Source organism: Ruegeria sp. K7 (genome assembly GCF_056531785.1).
Genome location: NZ_JBQFMJ010000005.1, coordinates 51,462 through 68,143, shown reverse-complemented (window position 1 = coordinate 68,143; position 16,682 = coordinate 51,462). Strand labels below are relative to the sequence as shown.

Sequence of the window (16,682 nt, the reverse complement as noted above, 5' to 3'; positions counted from 1 at the left end):
TGTTTCAAACCTCCAAATCCAGAACCAGAATACCGTCGATACCGCCTACGGCGTTCTCGACAAGTTGCGCGCCCAACGCCTTGTGTGTTTCGTTGTTCTGATACGTCTCCAGCGCGGCCCAATCATCGAAGTCGATCACAAACCCATGCATGTATCCGCGTTCGATCTGCTCGGGACTTTTACTGCGCCCCCCGGTGAACCCGCTGGCGCCGGGAAGGGCCTCAGATACTTCTGCGAGGCCCTTGTAGATGACTCCGACGGTCTCTTCGGTCACGTCAGGGCGAAATTTGGTCAGTACGATGTGGCGGATCATTTTCAGAAGCCTTGATCTTTTTTGATCATGTCAGCAGCCTTTTCGCCGATCATGATTGTGGGTGCATTGGTATTCGATGAATTGACCGTCGGCATGATCGACGCGTCCGCGACGCGCAGCCTTTCGATCCCGTTGAAGCGCAGGCGCGGGTCCAGAACGGCTTCGGCATCGCTGCCCATTCGGCAGGTTCCAGCGCAGTGGTGCGAGGTTTTGGAATGTACGCAGATAAAATCGAAATACTCCTGCTCGGTCCGCACGTCCGGGCCCGGCAAACGTTCGGCCATGATGTACGGCTTCAGCGCATCCTGTGCGAGGATGTTCTGCACCAGCTTTAGACCCCGAATGGACATCTCGCGATCATAAGAATCCGCCAGATAGTTGGGATCGATCAGCGGCATGACCGCGGGGTCTGAGCTTTGCAACCGGACGGTTCCGCGTGACCTTGGGCGCAGGAAACAGGCGTTCAGGGTAACTCCACCATTGGGCATCGCCTCGACCCCTGCCTCGATTCCGGTGCCAAGCCCCAGATGCATTTGAAGGTCAGGTGAGCGCGCATCCGGATCGGCGTACCAGAACCCACCCGTTTCAAACAGACTGGACGCGACCGGTCCCTTGCGGGTGAAAAGATATTGCAGGCCTGCGAAGGCTGAAAGGTGCAGCTTAGCGTAACGGTCGTAGGTGTGCGGGCCGGTCACTTCGCAGATCGAGTACAAGTCCAAATGGTCTTGCAGGTTCGCGCCGACCTGAGGTTGATGATAAACCGCGTCGATACCAAGACTGTCCAAATGATCCACTGGCCCAATGCCCGATAGTTGCAACAAGCGCGGTGAACCGATGGCACCCGAGGAAAGAATGACTTCTTTCGCGGCGGAGATCTTGTCCCCGTTCACCATCTCGACTCCAGTCGCCCTGCCCTTGTCCACAATGATGCGGCGGACTTGTGCGCCGGTGCGCACCGTCAGGTTCGGGCGGCTGCGGTTGGGCGCAATAAACGCCATCGCGGTAGATGAGCGCCGCGCGTTGCGCTGGGTCAACTGATAGTACCCCACGCCATCCTGTTTCGCGCCATTCACATCGCGTGTTTCAGGAATCCCCAATTCCCCGGCGGCCTTAATATAGGCGTCGCAGATTGGCAGAGGTGCTGCGGGCATGGACACGCCCAGCGGTCCGCCCTTGCCGTGGAATTCGTCTTCATAAGTGTCATTGTCTTCGGACTTTTTGAAATAGGGCAGCACGTCAGCATAGCTCCACCCCTCGCACCCCATCTGTCGCCAGTCATCGTAGTCCTGCGCCGCGCCTCGTGTGTAGATCTGCGCGTTGATCGCTGATCCGCCGCCGATTACCTTGGCTTGTGTATAGTTGAAGACCTTGTTCTGCATGTGTTTTTGCGGAACCGTGGACCAACCCCAGCTGCCGATGCCCTTGGTCATTTTTGCAAACCCGGCGGGCAGGTGAAAGAACGGGTGGCGGTCGGTTGAGCCGGCTTCTAACAACAGCACTTTCGCCGACGGTTCTTCGGAAAGGCGCGCGGCGATAACCGAACCTGCCGAGCCGCCTCCGACAACAATGAAATCAAATCCTTCAGACATTCTGATGTGCCCTGCGTTAAAGACGTGAGATCGACAGACCGCCGTCCACCGGGATGGCGGCGCCGTTGGCAAAATGCATCTGCCCCTGAACCAGCGGGACAACGACGGCCCCGATGTCCTCGGGCTCACCCCAGCGTGCTGCGGGAACAAGACCGCCTTCGATACGGTCGGTGTACTTGTCGCGCACGCCCGCCGTCATCTCAGTCGCGATGATGCCCGGTCGCAGTTCAAAAACGCCGATGCCATGGGGCGCCATGCGCACCGCGAACAGCTGGGCCATCATCGCCGCGGCCGCTTTGGACACGCAGTACTCGGCCCGTTCAATCGACACCATCGTGGCACTGACTGAGGTTACAAAGGTTATCGAACGATAGGTGTCTTGCGGCTGCTCCAACATGCGCCGGGCCACATCCTGCGCCAGAAAGAACGCGCCGCGCAGGTTGATATTTTGCACGAAGTCCCAGTTTTCAGGCGTCAGATCCAGCATGTCGCCACGTACCGGTGCCCCGACACCAGCATTGTTGATCAGGGCTGTGATCGGCCCCAACTCGGCTTCGATCTGGTCCAGCAACACCGGTACGTGATCAATGTCAGACACGTCGTGCTGCACATAAATCGCGTTTGGGCCAAGCTCGGCCAAAGCCGCCTGCACAGCCGGTTTTTCAGGTGCCGATCTAGAGGCCACCGCGACCCTGTACCCCGCCGCAATCAAAGCGCGGGCCACCCCAAGGCCAATACCCTGCTGTCCTCCGGTCACCAATGCTGTTCCGGTCATACGGAAAACTCCGTTTCAATAATGTGACGACCCGCCCTGAGCGCCAGCGCGGCTATCGTAAGGGCCGGGTTAACCGCAGCAGACGTCGGAAGGACAGAAGCGTCGACAATGAATAGGTTCTTGTGGTCGTGGCTGCGGCAAAACGTGTCGACGACACTGCTATCCGGGTCGTTGCCCATCCGGGCCGTGCCGCATTGATGCGACGGTGTGCGCCGATCAAATGGTCGAGAAAGTATCACAGGAAACCCTGCCTGTTTCAGATGCGCCTTTAACCGTGCGACAAGGGCCTCGTGCGCTGCCCAATTCGAGCGTTTCCAGTCCAGTGTGATCTGGTCTCCTTCGACCGTAACCCGGCTGTCCGGGTTCGGCAGGTCCTCGGACATGGCATAGAAATCAAAACTGCGATCGGCGATTAGCGCTGCAATCGGCCCCGGTAGGTGAGATTGCGACGAAAGGATCGGCCCGGTGATCTTTCCCAGCATCTGAATATTGCCCAATGGCAAACCACCCTGCCCGTCGCTGTTGTAATAATCGTTAAACATCAACGTTTTCTGATAGACTGCTCTGTTTCGACGCAACGGATGAAGGGCCAGCACCGCCGAACAATTGTGGTTCATAAAATTCCGCCCGACTTGATCGGACCGATTGGCAAGACCGGTTGGGCAATTGTCATTCGCGGACTGCAGCAACAGGACCGAGGACTGAACCGCGCCTGCTGCAAGCGCGATGACCGGCGCGCGCAGGGTACCGTGGCCGTCAACCTCGACACTCGTAACGCGACCATCGTCACCAACCGTTAGTTTTCGGACACGCGCACCAGTCAACAGTTCGACATTCCCGTGCTTCATTGCCTTGGCGATCGCACAGGTTTCGGCATCCATTTTGCCACTGCATGTATTGGGAAACGCATCCCAAGTCGTTTGCCCGGCCTGCAACCAGGTATCGATATCCACGCCCAACGGTACTGAGGATGGCGTCAGGCCTGCGTGGCTTAGCCGGTTTCTCAGGTCTGCAATATCAACCTCATCCGGCACAGGTGGGTGCGGGTAACCCCTACTGTGCGGCGGTTCGGTGGGGTCTTCTTTAGTGGTGCCACGCGCGTCGTAAAGCTGTTCTGCGGTGGAGTAATCCGTCTCCAGCACTTCGTAGGAAATGGGCCAGCCGAGCGAATGCCCCCCCATGTGCTGACGCGGCGCAAAATCCTCTTTCCGATAGCGGATCAAAGCTGCGCCGTAGAACTTGGAATTGCCACCAACGCAGTAGTAGTTTCCGGGGTTGAAAGGCTTGCCTGCTCCATCCAGCCATGTTTCATCGGGGCGGAAGTGCCCATTGGCAAAGATCGCCCTTGGGTCTCGATCCTGAGGTGAGGGCTGCAACCGCTCTCCCCTTTCCAGGATCAGAATACGACGGCCAGACGGAGCCAACGCCGCAGCCAGCGTTGCCCCCCCGATACCCGACCCAATGATTATAACGTCAGCCCTTTTCATGGAAGGATCCGCATCTCGCTTTCCGGATCAAAGGCCACTGCCTTTTCCATGTTCACCGCAAAGTTGAAATCCTGTCCCGGTGCAACCTCGGCATCCGAGCGCATACGCGCAATTACATCTCGTCCGCCCAATTGCATCGAGACGAAGGTGTCCGATCCGGCAGGTTCTGTCACCACGATACGGTTGGTCATCTGCGCGATGTTCGACGACTTTCTGTCCGCACCATCCATGTCAGTGATCGTCTCAGGCCGGATGCCCAGCAGGATATCACGACCGTCCCAAGCGGCCAGATTGTCCTGACTGAACGGCAATTGCGCCATAGATCCGTCGTGAACGGCGACCTCTGCGTGAGGGCGACCATTCAATACTGATACTTTGGCCGGCATCACGTTCATTGCGGGCGAGCCCATGAACGTCGCGACGAAGATATTCGCGGGCGTGTCATAGATTTCCTGCGGCGTGCCCAGTTGCTGCACGTAGCCACCGTTCATCACAGCGATGCGGCTTGAAAGAGTCATCGCCTCGATCTGGTCGTGGGTCACGTAGACGATGGTGGTCCCGAGGTTCTGATGCAGCTTCTTGATCTCGGTTCGCATGTCGACCCGAAGCTTGGCATCGAGGTTCGAGAGCGGCTCATCGAACAGGAAGACATCAGGGTTTCGCACCAGCGCGCGACCCATTGCAACCCGCTGACGCTGACCACCCGACAACTGCCCGGGCTTGCGATCCAGCAATTGCTCGATTTGCAACAGCTTGGCAACTTCTTGCATCGCTTTCTCGCGCTCAGGCTTGGGCACCCCGTGCATCTCAAGCCCGAAAGTGATGTTTTGCCCCACAGTCATGTTGGGGTAAAGCGCATAGCTTTGGAAAACCATAGCGATGTTGCGGTTCGACGGGTGCACCCCATTCATAACTTGATCTTTGATGCGGATTTCTCCGCTGGTGATTTCTTCCAGCCCCGCGATCATGTTCAGCAGGGTCGACTTGCCGCAGCCCGACGGACCGACCAGCACCAGGAACTCACCCTCCTGCACCGAAATATCGACCTTGTGCAGAACCTCGACCGCCCCGTAGGATTTGGTCGCGTTGTCTATGTCCAGAAATCCCATGGGACTTTATCCTTTCACCGAACCCGCCATCAGGCCGCGGACGAAGTACCGTCCGGCCACGATGTAGACGAGCAGAGTTGGCATGGCGGCCAGAATGGCGCCTGCAAAATGAACGTTGTATTCCTTCACACCGGTGGAAGACTGCACGAGGTTGTTCAGCGCAACGGTCATCGGTTGGCTGTTGGCATCGGCAAAGGATGCACCGAACAGGAAGTCATTCCAGATGTTGGTGAACTGCCAGATGATCGACACCACTGCGATCGGCCCGGAACTGGGCAGAAGGATGCGCCAGAAGATCTGGAAGAACCCGGCCCCATCAATCTGGGCAGCCCGGATAAGCTCGGTCGGGAACACGGCGTAGTAGTTGCGGAAATACAGCGTGGTGAAGCCAATCCCATAGACCACGTGCACCAGTGCCAGACCCCAAGTGGTACCCGCCAGCCCGATGATACCCAGCATCCGCGCCATCGGGATCAGCACGATCTGGAACGGAATGAAGCAGGCAAACAGCATCAGACCGAATAGGATGGTGTCATATTTGAAGCGCCACTTGGTCAGTACATAGCCGTTCAGCGCGCCAAGGATGGTCGAAACGATCACCGCCGGAACAACCATCTTGATCGAGTTCCAGAAGTAGGGCTTCAACCCCGTAGGATCGACACCGATCTGAGCCGAGGACCATGCCTTGAACCAAGGCTCCAACGTGAACACCTGTGGCAGGTTCATCATGCCACCGCCGGTGATCTCCTCCAGCGGTTTCACCGAGTTTACCAGCATGACGTAAAGCGGCAGCAGGTAGAACAGACCGAACAGCAGCAGCACCAGATAGATCAAGGTGCGCGTGACGCGGCCAGTGCGGATTGCGGTATCCTGAGTTGCTTGGGACATCAGGGTTTCTCCCGCAATTCGGCATAAAGATAGGGGATCATGATCGCCGCGATGGTCATCAGCATGATCGTGGCCGAGGCCGCGCCGATCCCCATCTGGTTCCGCGTAAAGGTGTAGGAATACATAAAGGTCGCGGGCAGTTCGGTCGCACGGCCAGGTCCGCCTCCCGTCAACGCAATCACAAGGTCAAAGGTCTTGATCGCCAGGTGGCTGAGGATCACGAAGGCTGACAAGAATGCAGGGCGCAGTTGCGGGATGATGATCCGGCGATAGAGGTTCCAGTTCGAGGCCCCATCCATCTGCGCGGCCCGAAGGATTTCATTGTCGATCCCACGCAAGCCGGCCAGAAACATCGCCATCACGAAACCGCTGGTCTGCCATACGGCCGCCAGAACAACCGTGTAGATTGCGTAATCCCGGTTCTTGATCCAGTCGAACTCGAAGCTGGTCCAACCCCAGGTGTGCATCACATTCTCAAGGCCTATACCCGGGTCAAGAAACCATTTCCAGGCGGTACCCGTGACAATGAAACTTAGCGCCATCGGATACAGGTAGATCGGGCGCAACAGCCCCTCGCCGCGGATTTTCTGATCAAGGAAGATTGCCAAACCCAGCCCGAGGCAGGTGCAGATCACGATATACAGGCTGGCGTAGATGCCCATATTGATCAGCGATGTTTCCCAGTGGCTGAGCCGCCACAGCTTATCGTAGTTTTCCCACCCGACCCAACCAAAGGTCGGCAGAATGCGGCTGTCAGTAAAGGACAGGTAGACCGAAAACAGAATGAAACCGTAGACAAAGACCGTCATCATCGCGATCGATGGGGACAGGACCAGCTTGGGAATCCAGTTCTGAAGGCGTGTCTTGAAATCCGCGTCGGCTGAACCAGCCATGGCGCGCCCTCCTCGTTCGGGTAGTTGTAGGTCGGAGCGTTAGCGCCCGCTTGGTGACAGGGCGGCCAACCTGCCGCCCCATCGGGAGGATCACGATAAGATCACTTGGCGATCGAAACTGCGTCGACCAGTTCAACCACTGCAGTCTCGCTGTCATACTCGCCGTTGAAATGGGCTGTGACGACGTCATAGACCGCATTCTTCACTGATGCCGGCGCGGCATGGCCGTGCGCCATCGAACCAAACAAGTTGCCCGACGAAGCCGCTGCTGCCAGATCCTTCATGCCCTGTTGGCCGCAAGCATCCAGATCACTGCCATCCACGTCAGTACGAGCCGGGACAGAGCCCTTCACCTTGTTGAAAGCAATCTGGAAGGATGGTGAAAGGATCGCGCTGGCCAGCGCGGCCTGTTCGGCCGACACCGAACCGCCCTGATCGAACATCATGAACTGGTCAGCATTGAATGTGACCTGATCCTGAGTACCCGGGAATCGGAAGCACAAAAAGTCCTCACCCGGCACTTTGCCCGCGTTCAGGAATTCGCCTTTGGCCCAGTCACCCATCATCTGGAAACCGGCTTCACCGTTGATGACCATTGCAGTCGCCAAGTTCCAGTCGCGGCCCGAGAAATTCTCATCCACGTTGTCGCGAATGAACGCCATACGGTCGAACGCTTCCTTCATGGCGTCGCCACCAAGTGTTTCCTCGTCCAGGTCAACGAAGGCTGCTTTGTAGCCATCGGGCCCAAGTGTCGACATCGCCACAGCATCGAAGATGGTCGCATCCTGCCAGGCCTGACCACCATGCGCGATTGGTGTGACACCGGCAGCTTCCAACGCCTCAACCGCCGCGACGAATTCGTCCCAGTTGGTGGGCTGTGCAATACCGTTAGCGTCCAGCACCGCTTTGTTCGCCCAGACCCAGTTGGTCGAATGCACATTGACTGGTGCCGAGACCCATTTGCCGTCATGCTTGGCAAAGGCCTTCAAAGCATCCGGGACGACATCATCCCATCCTTCTTTCGCTGCGACCTCATTCAGATCAGCCAGCGCGCCCTGATTGGCCCAGTCCAGAATGTCGAAGCCCAAAGCCTGAACAGCAGTCGGCGCGTTACCGGCAGTCACACGAGCCCTCAGAACGGTCATCGCCTGTTCGCCACCACCACCCGCAACGGGCATATCGGTCCAACCGATTCCCTGCCCGGACAGGTCTTCCTTGAGAACATTCAACGCTGCGGCCTCACCACCTGAAGTCCACCAGTGCAGAACTTCCACGTCTTCCGCGTGCGCAAGGCTGGTCGTGCAGAGCAGACCGGCCACAAACAGCGATTTTGTCTTCAGCAGTTTACGCATTCTTGTTTCCTCCCTTAATGCGTTCTTCTTATTCGGGACCAATCCGGTGCCCGGTCTTAATCTTGCGGAACCCATGGCGCTCGGCTGTTGCCGATGCGCATGACTACTGATTTCACTTCGAAGAATTCCTCGAACCCGTAACGTCCGATTTCCCGCCCCTGCCCGGATTGTTTGAACCCACCGAAGGCGACCTCCGGGAATCCGTCCATCCAGGTGTTGGTCCAGACCGTTCCCGTTTCTGCACGACGGGCGAACTCAAGGCAGGTGTGAACGTTTTCGCTCCAGACCCCTGCCGACAGACCGTAAGCGCTATCATTGGTTAGCGCGATTGCTTCGTCCAGTGTTTTGAAGGTCAAAACGGACAGAACCGGTCCAAATACCTCATCGCGGGCGACGGGCATTTCTGGCGAGACGCCAGAAATCACTGTCGGCTGGTAGAACTGATCACCCAGGCCATCGACCTCTAGCGGCTTACCACCCAAGTCTATAGTCGCGCCGCACGCTTTCGCTTGTTTGACATAAGCGTCTATCTTTGAGTTGTGCTCGGGCGTTACGATAGCTCCGACTTGCGTCGTCGGGTCCAATGGATCGCCAAATTTGACCTTGCGCGACAAGGCAACGACACGCCCTCGGAAATCGTCGGCGATGTCTTCGTGCACAATGATGCGACTGCTTGAATTGCAGCACTGGCCGACATTGAAATAGATGCCAAACACAACGGCATCCGCCGCTGCATCCAGATCGGCATCGGGAAAGATGACCTGCGGGTTTTTGCCCCCAAGCTCGAGCGCGACCTTTTTGAGCGTTCCAGACGCAACTGCGCTGATCGTCTTGCCCACGGCTGTCGAGCCGGTAAAGCTGACCATATCCACGCTCTTGTGACCGGACATCACGCTCCCGACGGGAACGCCATAACCAAGCACAATATTGCAGACACCGGCGGGCAATCCTGCTTCGACCAGCAACTCGCCGAGCATCAAGGTCGTCGACGGCGTCATCTCGGATGGCTTCACGACGACAGTACAGCCTGCGGCCAGTGCAAATGGCAGTTTCTGGCTGAGGATCCAGAACGGAAAGTTCCAAGGTGTGATGATCGACACGACACCGATGGGTTCTTTCAACACGACACCCATCATGTCCATGCCAAGAGTATTGTGACTGTCGCCGTGGGTGCTGCGTGCCAATGAGGCCGCATAGCGCCACAGATCTGCCGCACCGCCAACTTCGCCCTTGGATTGACTGATCGGCTTGCCGCTTTCCAGTGTTTCGATCAGGGCAATCCGGTCAACGTTCTGCTCGATCAAATCGGCGACTTTCAGCAAGACGGAGGCGCGTTCCTTGCCCGAAGCACGGCTCCAGGCACCGCTGTCGAACGCCTTGCGCGCCGCCTGGATCGCGGCCTGGGTCTCAACCTCTCCCCCCATGGCCGAACGGCTGACGATGTGGCCGTGCGAAGGAGAGCGGCGCTCGAACGTCTCACCCGAGGCGCTGTCCTGCCATATGCCATTGATGAGGTGCCGGCCTTCAAACAGAGGCGGCAGCTCGAACGGGATGGCAGGGTTGATTGCGATGTCTTTCATAATTTCAAAGGCCCGAAAATGTTGGGTTTCGTTTTTCCATGAACGCCGCGACGCCTTCTTCGCGGTCCGCCGAGGCGGCAATTGCTGCACTGCCGAGGGCTTCGACCGCAGCATGGCTGTCCTCACCGACCGCAGCGTGGATCATGTTTTTCGAGATTTCGGTGGCGCGGGGCGACAGGTCGCTAAGATCGGCGGTGATCTCAAGCGCGCGCGCCAGAACCTCGTCAATCACCTCGGTCGCATAGCCTAAAGCCAGCGCACGGTCGGCACCAATACGGCGCCCGAAGAGTGCCATCTCCTTCACCGCAGCCTCGGGGATCAGCCGGGTCAACCGTTGCGTCCCGGACCAGCCCGGCACGATTCCAACCTTGGCTTCGGGCAAGGCCAGCGTGGCGCGCGGGGTCATCAGACGCAGATCACAACAACTGGCCAGCTCCAGCCCGCCGCCAAAGGCGTGGCCATTGATCGCAGCAATCGTCGGTTTGCCGATCCGTGCCAGACGGTCAAAGATCCGATGGCCGTCACGGACCCAATGGCGCGCGAATTCGGCGGGACTCAGACCACCCCATGCGCCAATATCGGCCCCGCAACAGAACGCTTTTTCCCCTGCACCGGTCAGAACAAGCGCACGAATGGATGCGTCACGCTCGACCTCTTGCAGACGAGCCTCCAGCGCATTCAGCATGTCCACCGTCAGAGCATTGAGCTTGGACACGTTGTCCAATGTCAGCACAGCGGTCGCACCCTCGATATGAAACCCAAGCTTGCTCACAGCGTCATCCCCATCGGGCCAACTGCGAACAGAGATTTGGACATCTGAACCGCGTTCTCCGCGACTTTGACGCGACCGCCCGAAGCTTCGACAATGTCGCGTCGCGCCTCAATTCCGGGCATGATTTCCGTCGCAACCAGACCTTGATCTGACAGGCGAATAACGCAGCGCTCGGTTACATACAGCACGTCCTGACCGGTTTCCCGGGCACGGCGGCCGGAGAATGTGACATGCTCGACCTGATCCACCATCTTGGTGAATTTTCCGGGGGCCTTCACACGGATACCGTCATCCGCCAGATCAATCTTGGCGCCGGCTTCGAACCAGCCCGAGAACACGATCTTCTTGGCGCGCGCGGTAATATCGACAAAGCCACCGCACCCTGCAGTCAGATAGGGCTTCTTACCAAGTTTGGAGACGTTCACATTGCCTTCGACATCGACCTCAAGGAAAGAAAGGAACGACATGTCGAAGCCGCCGCCCTGGAAATAGATGAATTGCTGTGGGGACGGCACGAAAGCATGTGCATTGGACGCGCAGCCAAAGGCAAAGCCGGTCAATGGGACGCCTCCAACGGCCCCTTGCTCGATCGCCCATGTCACAGCCTGAGGATGCCCCTCTTCCAACAAGACACGCGGGACCATGGCGCTGATTCCAAAGCCCAGATTGGCGCTCATGCCTGTGCGCAGCTCTTGCGCGGCGCGGCGGGCGATGACCTTTTCGACGCCATGCTCGGCCAGCGAAAAGCTGTCCCAAGGGCGCATAATCTGGCCAGAGATCGCAGGGTCGTACGACGTTTCCGTCGTTTGCATCTGCTTCGGGTCTTCAACGATCAGATCGACCAGATGCCCCGGCACGCGCACGTCATGGGGGCGCAAGCTTCCGGCGGCAGTCACACGTTGAACCTGTGCGATCACGATCCCACCGTGGTTGCGTACACAGATCGCTTGCTCCAGCCCGCCCAGATAAGCACCTTCGTGTTCATAGGTCAGGTTGCCGAACTCATCCGCCGTTGTTGCGCGCAAAACACATACGTTCGGGTTGATGTTCGGAAAGTGCAGCCAGGTCTGACCGTCGAACTCTCTCCGGTTCACGATAGGCGCAGCCGCGCCACGCGCGTTCATCGCGCACCCCTGGCGCACCGGATCCACGAAAGTCTCAAGCCCGACCTGCGTCAGAACACCGGGCCGATGCGCTGCGGCCTCGCGATGCATGTCGAACAGAATTCCCGAAGGCACGTTATATGCGACGACCCGATCCTCGACGATCATTTTCCAGATTTCCGGCATCTCAAGGCTGGAAGGGCCCGACGGGTATGATCCGGCGAGAACGCGGTTTAGCAATCCATCCTGCGCCAGATAATCCATGCCCTTCACGCCATACATATCCCCGGCGGCGATAGGGTGCAGCGTTGTAATGTTGCGCGGATGCCCCTCCGCGCAAAACCGCTCTCCAAGTGCCTTCAGCACAAGGTCAGGGCACCCCAATGCCGAGGACGACGAAACGGTTACCACCGCATTGTCAGGAATGCGAGAAACGGCCTCGGAAACGGAAACGAGCTTGGTCATCAGAAGCCACCATAGTCTACGTTGATGCGCTTACCTGACGCTGCGGCCTCACGAACGCTCAGCGCGACGGACAGCGATTTCACTCCATCAGTTCCATCCGCAGCTGGACGGCCCTGACCCGCTGTTGCGGCGACAAATTCGGACACGCCCTGAATGTAGAGCGAATGCTCCGAAAACGGGATTTCTTCGCTTCCGGCTTCTGTCACCAGTTTTATTGCCCCAACTGGGCGCTGCGTCATGACGCCATCCGCAAAAATCGAACCCTTGGTCCCGTGCACTTGCAGGCCCGAACCTGCAAATGGGTGCGTAAAACTTTCATGTGTCATGACCATCGCGCCTGAAGGCATCGTCCAGACGGACATGCACGAGTCTTCGACCCCCTGCCCCATCCCAGAGCTGGCCATTTGCGCAACGACAGACACCGGGTCCTCATTAAGCAGGAACCGCGTGACATCCGCATCATGAACGACGATGTCGGGGATCACGCCGCCGCCGGCATCTGCTGAGTTGATACGCCACCCTTGTAGGTTTCCCGGCAAATGTACCGCGTGATGTATACGCAGCGAAAGAACGTCGCCGACGCGCCCGTCTGCAATGAGGTCACGAATGGCACGATGGCTGCCAGAGCATCGCAGGTGGTGATTTGTACCAAAAGTTACGCCAGCCGCTTCGGCTGCGCGCACCATTTCGACACCTTCCTCCTGAGTCATCCCAAGCGGCTTTTCACATAGAACATGCTTACCAGCCAAAATGGCTGCCATGGCCTGACCGTGGTGCTTCTCATTGGTCGAGGAAACATAAACAGCCTGAATGTTCTCGTCAGAAAGCGCAGCGTCCACGTCCGTCGTTGCGTTGGGAATTCCGTGTTCCTTGGCCCAGGTCTGAACCCGATCTGGAGAATGACTGACGACCCAGGTCACGTTGTTGCCTGCCTGCCGGCGCACCGCGTCCAACATGTATTGCGAAGCTATTGTGCTCGCTCCGACAAATGCCCAATTCATCCTCTTACTCCGCAATTGGAACGTTCCAAAATCTTTAATGGAACGTTCCAATTGTGACAAGAGAAAATTCGACAGGCATTATATGCACAAGAAAATAAACAGAAATTTCGATACCGATCGCCCTTTTTTTAAATAGTGCACCGGGAATCGAGGGGGGGGTGTTACAGCGTCGTCGCGCCCAAACTGAGTCGCAGAGGTCCGCCTTGTGCCACTTGCCTCACGGCTTCAAGGCAATCCCTTCAACCGTCACCCGGTGCATAAGGCGTCGAAAACCGTGGTAGTCGTTGATTGCCTTGTGCCACGTGGCTCGGTTATCCCAAATGGCGATATCTCCTGCCTGCCAACGGAGGCGGCATTGGAATTCGGGCTGCTTGCAATGATCATAGAGCATCCCAAGCACGGCCGCAGACTCATCTGCGCTCAACCCCTTGATTTCGGTGGTGAACACAGGATTGACGAACAGCCCACGCCTGCCACTAAGCGGATGCGTGATGACAACGGGGTGCAAGGCGTCTTGCGTGGCAGCTTCGGCATTACCCAGCCTGCCGCTTTTTGCGGCCTCTGATTCCATGTTGCTGGAGCCAAAGACATGGCGAGAGGAATGCACCGCCCACAGGCCATTCAGAAAACCACGCATCGTGGGCGACAGAGCCTCATAGGCAGCAGCCATTGACACAAACAGCGTGTCGCCGCCGTGCGGCGGGACTTCCAAGGCGTGCAGAATTGAGCCCATGGCCGGTTCCTGATCATAGGAGTGGTCGGTATGCCAGCCCTCTCCCACAGCCTCTTTTTGATCTTTCTCTTTCAAAACTGTGGCGATCTCGGGATAGCCGTCGACAGGTTTGAAAAAGCGGTTAACGTTAATCGGGCCGAACCTTCGCGCAAAGGACAGATGCTCTTGCGGTCTAACGTTTTGGCCCCTCAGTACGACTACAGAATACTTTGCGAAGGCTGACTTAATCGCGTCGAATTGATCTTCATGCCGGATGTCCGCCCCGACGATTTCAGCACCCAATCCACCGGTGAGAGGTTTTACTTCCATGCGCATTCCTCCCTGCTTCGCTCAGCCTAAAGAACAGGAAACATCACTTCAACGCAGTCGGCGCGGCTTCATACAATTCCAAAGGAAGATCGTCCGGATCACTGAAAAAGGTAAAACGGCGTCCGGTATTTTCATCGACACGGATGTCTTCGACGGGAACACCCTTCTGTTCCAATCTGTCTTTCAACTTCTCGATATCGTCTACAACAAACGCAAGATGCCGCAGACCCAGCGCCTCGGGGCGGGACGCGCGTTTGGGCGGGTTGGGAAAGGAAAACAACTCAATCTGAGTACCATCCGGCAAAGCCAAGTCCAGCTTCCAAGATTGCCGCTCGGCCCGGAAATTTTCCGCAACTATCTCCAACCCAAGCGTTTCTGAATAAAATGCCTTGGACTGCTCATAGTCCGAACAAATGACCGCAGCATGGTGGATTGCTTTCAAACTACCCACAGACTCATTCCCTCATATTATCAGATGGTTCGATCCAACTCTTGAGGTAATTCTTCGCTCCACTTTCGAAGCTCTTCAAGAAAACCAAGAGCTGTCTGGCCAAATTCGGTAACCGAATATTGCACGGAAACAGGAGCGGTATCCATAACCTGCCGGCGAACCAGACCCTGCCCCTCAAGTTGACGTAGTCTTTCAGTGATCATCTTCTTGCTGGCACCGCCGATCATGCGCGACAGATCGTTGAAGCGCACTGGGCCATCTCTAAGGTGCCACAAGATCGACCCCGTCCACTTTCCGCCAATAATCCGCATACCGCGTTCGATTGCACATGGTTCCTGACAGGCCTCGGAGACCTTTCGGCGCCCTTTGGCATCCTCATCAATTCGCGCCCGCATCGTCGTCCCTTCGCTCAGACATCTAGGTTACCAAAAGTATACTAGTTGATTTATCACACCTTCGCAATCAAATGCTCTCTGAACCCGCTGAAAGTCAAGGGTTCAGAGATAGTACCTATAGGATATAGACATGAGCAAAATCCTGATCGTCAACGGCACCCAGCCCTACGAATTCGCCCCCGGACAGTTGAACGCCAGCCTCGCCAAACGCGCACGTGACACGCTGACCACAATGGGTCACGACGTGCGTGTGACCACCGTCTCCGACGGCTATGACGCAAATGCTGAGGTCGAGACGCATCTGTGGGCCGATACAGTCATCATGCAGTTCCCGGTGAACTGGATGGGGGTACCGTGGATATTCAAAAAATACATGGATGAGGTATATACGGCTGGCATGGATGGCCGCATGTGCGCAGGTGACGGTCGAACGACCGACGCGCCCAAAGCCAATTACGGTACCGGGGGCACACTAGACGGTAAGAATTACATGCTGTCGGTTACGTTCAACGCCCCAAAAGAAGCGTTCGATGATGCGTCGGAGCCTTTCTTTGCGGGCTCCAGCGTCGACGACCTGTTAGCGCCGATGCACCTGAATGCAAAGTTCTTTGCCATGCAACCCCTTCCGACCGTTGCTGCATTCGATGTTATGAAGGACCCGGAAATCGAGGCCGATTTCGCTCGATTTGACGCGCATCTAAAAACCACATTTGCCGAGCTTGAACATGTCCCAGCCTAATATCCATCTCTACACCGCTGGAACAATGAACGGGTACAAGCCGGTTATCTTCCTGGAGGAGGCAGGCGTCCCCTACGACCTGACACATATCAGTTTTTCCAAGCAGGAACAGAAGGCGCCGGATTATCTGGCGCTGAACCCAAATGGAAAGATCCCGACAATCGAGGATCGTTCGGAGAGGCGCGCCATCTTCGAATCCGGTGCGATCCTGTGGCATCTCGCCGAAAAATACGGAAAATTCCTGCCTTCGGATCCGGTCAAACGGTCAGAGGTCATGCAGTGGATGTTCTTTCAGGTCGGCCATATAGGCCCAATGATGGGACAGGCGATGTACTTCCAGCACATCGCCGCACCAAACGGCCACGAAGAGCCGTTCTCAATCCGCCGCTACGTGGACGAAAGCCGCCGCTTGATGGAGGTGATGAACACGCGCCTGGATGGGCATGAATGGATCGCCGCGGACGAATACACCATCGCTGACATGATGCTGTACCCATGGGCACGCGCTTATGTCTGGGCGCGGGTAGGAGTGTCGGACTTGCCGCATCTGAATTCGTGGTTCCACCGTATTGATGCCCGGCCCGCCGTGCAGCGCGCGCTGACGATACCCAAGGCAAACCCGCAGTTCTGGGACGCCGACGCGGATGCCAGCGCCTTTGCAAAGGAAAACGCGGCGCGGTTCTCCAGTGATGTGAAAGGAACCTGAACCGGTAAGAGACGTTATCAGA

Annotated in this window: 17 protein-coding genes; 2 read left to right on the top strand and 15 right to left on the bottom strand. The window is 57.2% G+C overall.

The window, feature by feature from the left end; all coding sequences use genetic code 11:
* Window positions 1-4: 4 nt before the first annotated feature.
* The 15 genes from ACR0FE_RS10800 to ACR0FE_RS10730 form a co-directional block, all read right to left on the bottom strand.
* Entirely contained in the window at window positions 5-313 is a 309-nt protein-coding gene (locus ACR0FE_RS10800) for a Dabb family protein (RefSeq protein WP_170806510.1), read from the bottom strand.
* A gap of 2 nt (window positions 314-315) precedes the next feature.
* The gene (locus ACR0FE_RS10795; protein ID WP_480912747.1) at window positions 316-1,902 is read right to left on the bottom strand and encodes a GMC family oxidoreductase; all 1,587 of its coding nucleotides are present in this window, start codon (window positions 1,900-1,902) and stop codon (window positions 316-318) included.
* A gap of 16 nt (window positions 1,903-1,918) precedes the next feature.
* Window positions 1,919-2,677: a 3-ketoacyl-ACP reductase gene (locus ACR0FE_RS10790; RefSeq protein WP_480912746.1), complete on the bottom strand. Its 759-nt coding sequence runs from the start codon at window positions 2,675-2,677 to the stop codon at window positions 1,919-1,921.
* Window positions 2,674-4,164, bottom strand: coding sequence for a GMC family oxidoreductase (locus ACR0FE_RS10785; RefSeq protein ID WP_170614508.1), 1,491 nt, complete (start codon window positions 4,162-4,164; stop codon window positions 2,674-2,676). The genes ACR0FE_RS10790 and ACR0FE_RS10785 overlap by 4 nt, the downstream gene beginning before the upstream one ends.
* The gene (locus ACR0FE_RS10780; protein WP_480912745.1) at window positions 4,161-5,273 is read right to left on the bottom strand and encodes an ABC transporter ATP-binding protein; all 1,113 of its coding nucleotides are present in this window, start codon (window positions 5,271-5,273) and stop codon (window positions 4,161-4,163) included. Before ACR0FE_RS10780 ends, ACR0FE_RS10785 begins: the two co-directional genes overlap by 4 nt.
* 6 nt (window positions 5,274-5,279) lie before the next feature.
* Entirely contained in the window at window positions 5,280-6,161 is an 882-nt protein-coding gene (locus ACR0FE_RS10775; protein ID WP_170614506.1) for a carbohydrate ABC transporter permease, read from the bottom strand.
* On the bottom strand, window positions 6,161-7,054 hold the full coding sequence (locus tag ACR0FE_RS10770) for a carbohydrate ABC transporter permease (RefSeq protein ID WP_480912744.1): 894 nt from the start codon (window positions 7,052-7,054) through the stop codon (window positions 6,161-6,163). Before ACR0FE_RS10770 ends, ACR0FE_RS10775 begins: the two co-directional genes overlap by 1 nt.
* Before the next feature lie 101 nt (window positions 7,055-7,155).
* Window positions 7,156-8,406: an ABC transporter substrate-binding protein gene (locus ACR0FE_RS10765; RefSeq protein WP_480912743.1), complete on the bottom strand. Its 1,251-nt coding sequence runs from the start codon at window positions 8,404-8,406 to the stop codon at window positions 7,156-7,158.
* A gap of 56 nt (window positions 8,407-8,462) precedes the next feature.
* Window positions 8,463-9,986 carry an aldehyde dehydrogenase family protein gene (locus ACR0FE_RS10760; protein WP_480912742.1) on the bottom strand — a complete coding sequence of 508 codons (1,524 nt, stop codon included), beginning with the start codon at window positions 9,984-9,986 and terminating at the stop codon, window positions 8,463-8,465.
* A 4-nt stretch (window positions 9,987-9,990) separates the two neighbouring features.
* Window positions 9,991-10,758, bottom strand: coding sequence for an enoyl-CoA hydratase/isomerase family protein (locus ACR0FE_RS10755; RefSeq protein ID WP_170680589.1), 768 nt, complete (start codon window positions 10,756-10,758; stop codon window positions 9,991-9,993).
* A complete protein-coding gene (locus tag ACR0FE_RS10750; protein ID WP_480912741.1) occupies window positions 10,755-12,326 on the bottom strand; it encodes an acyl CoA:acetate/3-ketoacid CoA transferase in 1,572 nt (523 codons plus the stop codon). The genes ACR0FE_RS10755 and ACR0FE_RS10750 overlap by 4 nt, the downstream gene beginning before the upstream one ends.
* Complete coding sequence (locus ACR0FE_RS10745) at window positions 12,326-13,327, bottom strand: Gfo/Idh/MocA family protein (RefSeq protein WP_170614500.1); 1,002 nt, start codon at window positions 13,325-13,327, stop codon at window positions 12,326-12,328. The genes ACR0FE_RS10750 and ACR0FE_RS10745 overlap by 1 nt, the downstream gene beginning before the upstream one ends.
* A gap of 217 nt (window positions 13,328-13,544) precedes the next feature.
* The gene (locus tag ACR0FE_RS10740; protein WP_480912740.1) at window positions 13,545-14,375 is read right to left on the bottom strand and encodes a TauD/TfdA dioxygenase family protein; all 831 of its coding nucleotides are present in this window, start codon (window positions 14,373-14,375) and stop codon (window positions 13,545-13,547) included.
* 37 nt (window positions 14,376-14,412) lie between these two features.
* Window positions 14,413-14,820 carry an SMU1112c/YaeR family gloxylase I-like metalloprotein gene (gloA2, locus tag ACR0FE_RS10735; protein WP_480912739.1) on the bottom strand — a complete coding sequence of 136 codons (408 nt, stop codon included), beginning with the start codon at window positions 14,818-14,820 and terminating at the stop codon, window positions 14,413-14,415.
* A 20-nt stretch (window positions 14,821-14,840) separates the two neighbouring features.
* Entirely contained in the window at window positions 14,841-15,131 is a 291-nt protein-coding gene (locus ACR0FE_RS10730; RefSeq protein WP_480912738.1) for a winged helix-turn-helix transcriptional regulator, read from the bottom strand.
* A gap of 214 nt (window positions 15,132-15,345) precedes the next feature.
* Between ACR0FE_RS10730 and ACR0FE_RS10725 the strand changes: the two genes are divergently transcribed.
* Window positions 15,346-15,954, top strand: a complete 609-nt coding sequence (locus ACR0FE_RS10725) for an NAD(P)H-dependent oxidoreductase (protein ID WP_480912737.1) — start codon at window positions 15,346-15,348, stop codon at window positions 15,952-15,954.
* A complete protein-coding gene (locus ACR0FE_RS10720; protein WP_480912736.1) occupies window positions 15,941-16,660 on the top strand; it encodes a glutathione S-transferase family protein in 720 nt (239 codons plus the stop codon). Before ACR0FE_RS10725 ends, ACR0FE_RS10720 begins: the two co-directional genes overlap by 14 nt.
* Window positions 16,661-16,682: the final 22 nt, after the last annotated feature.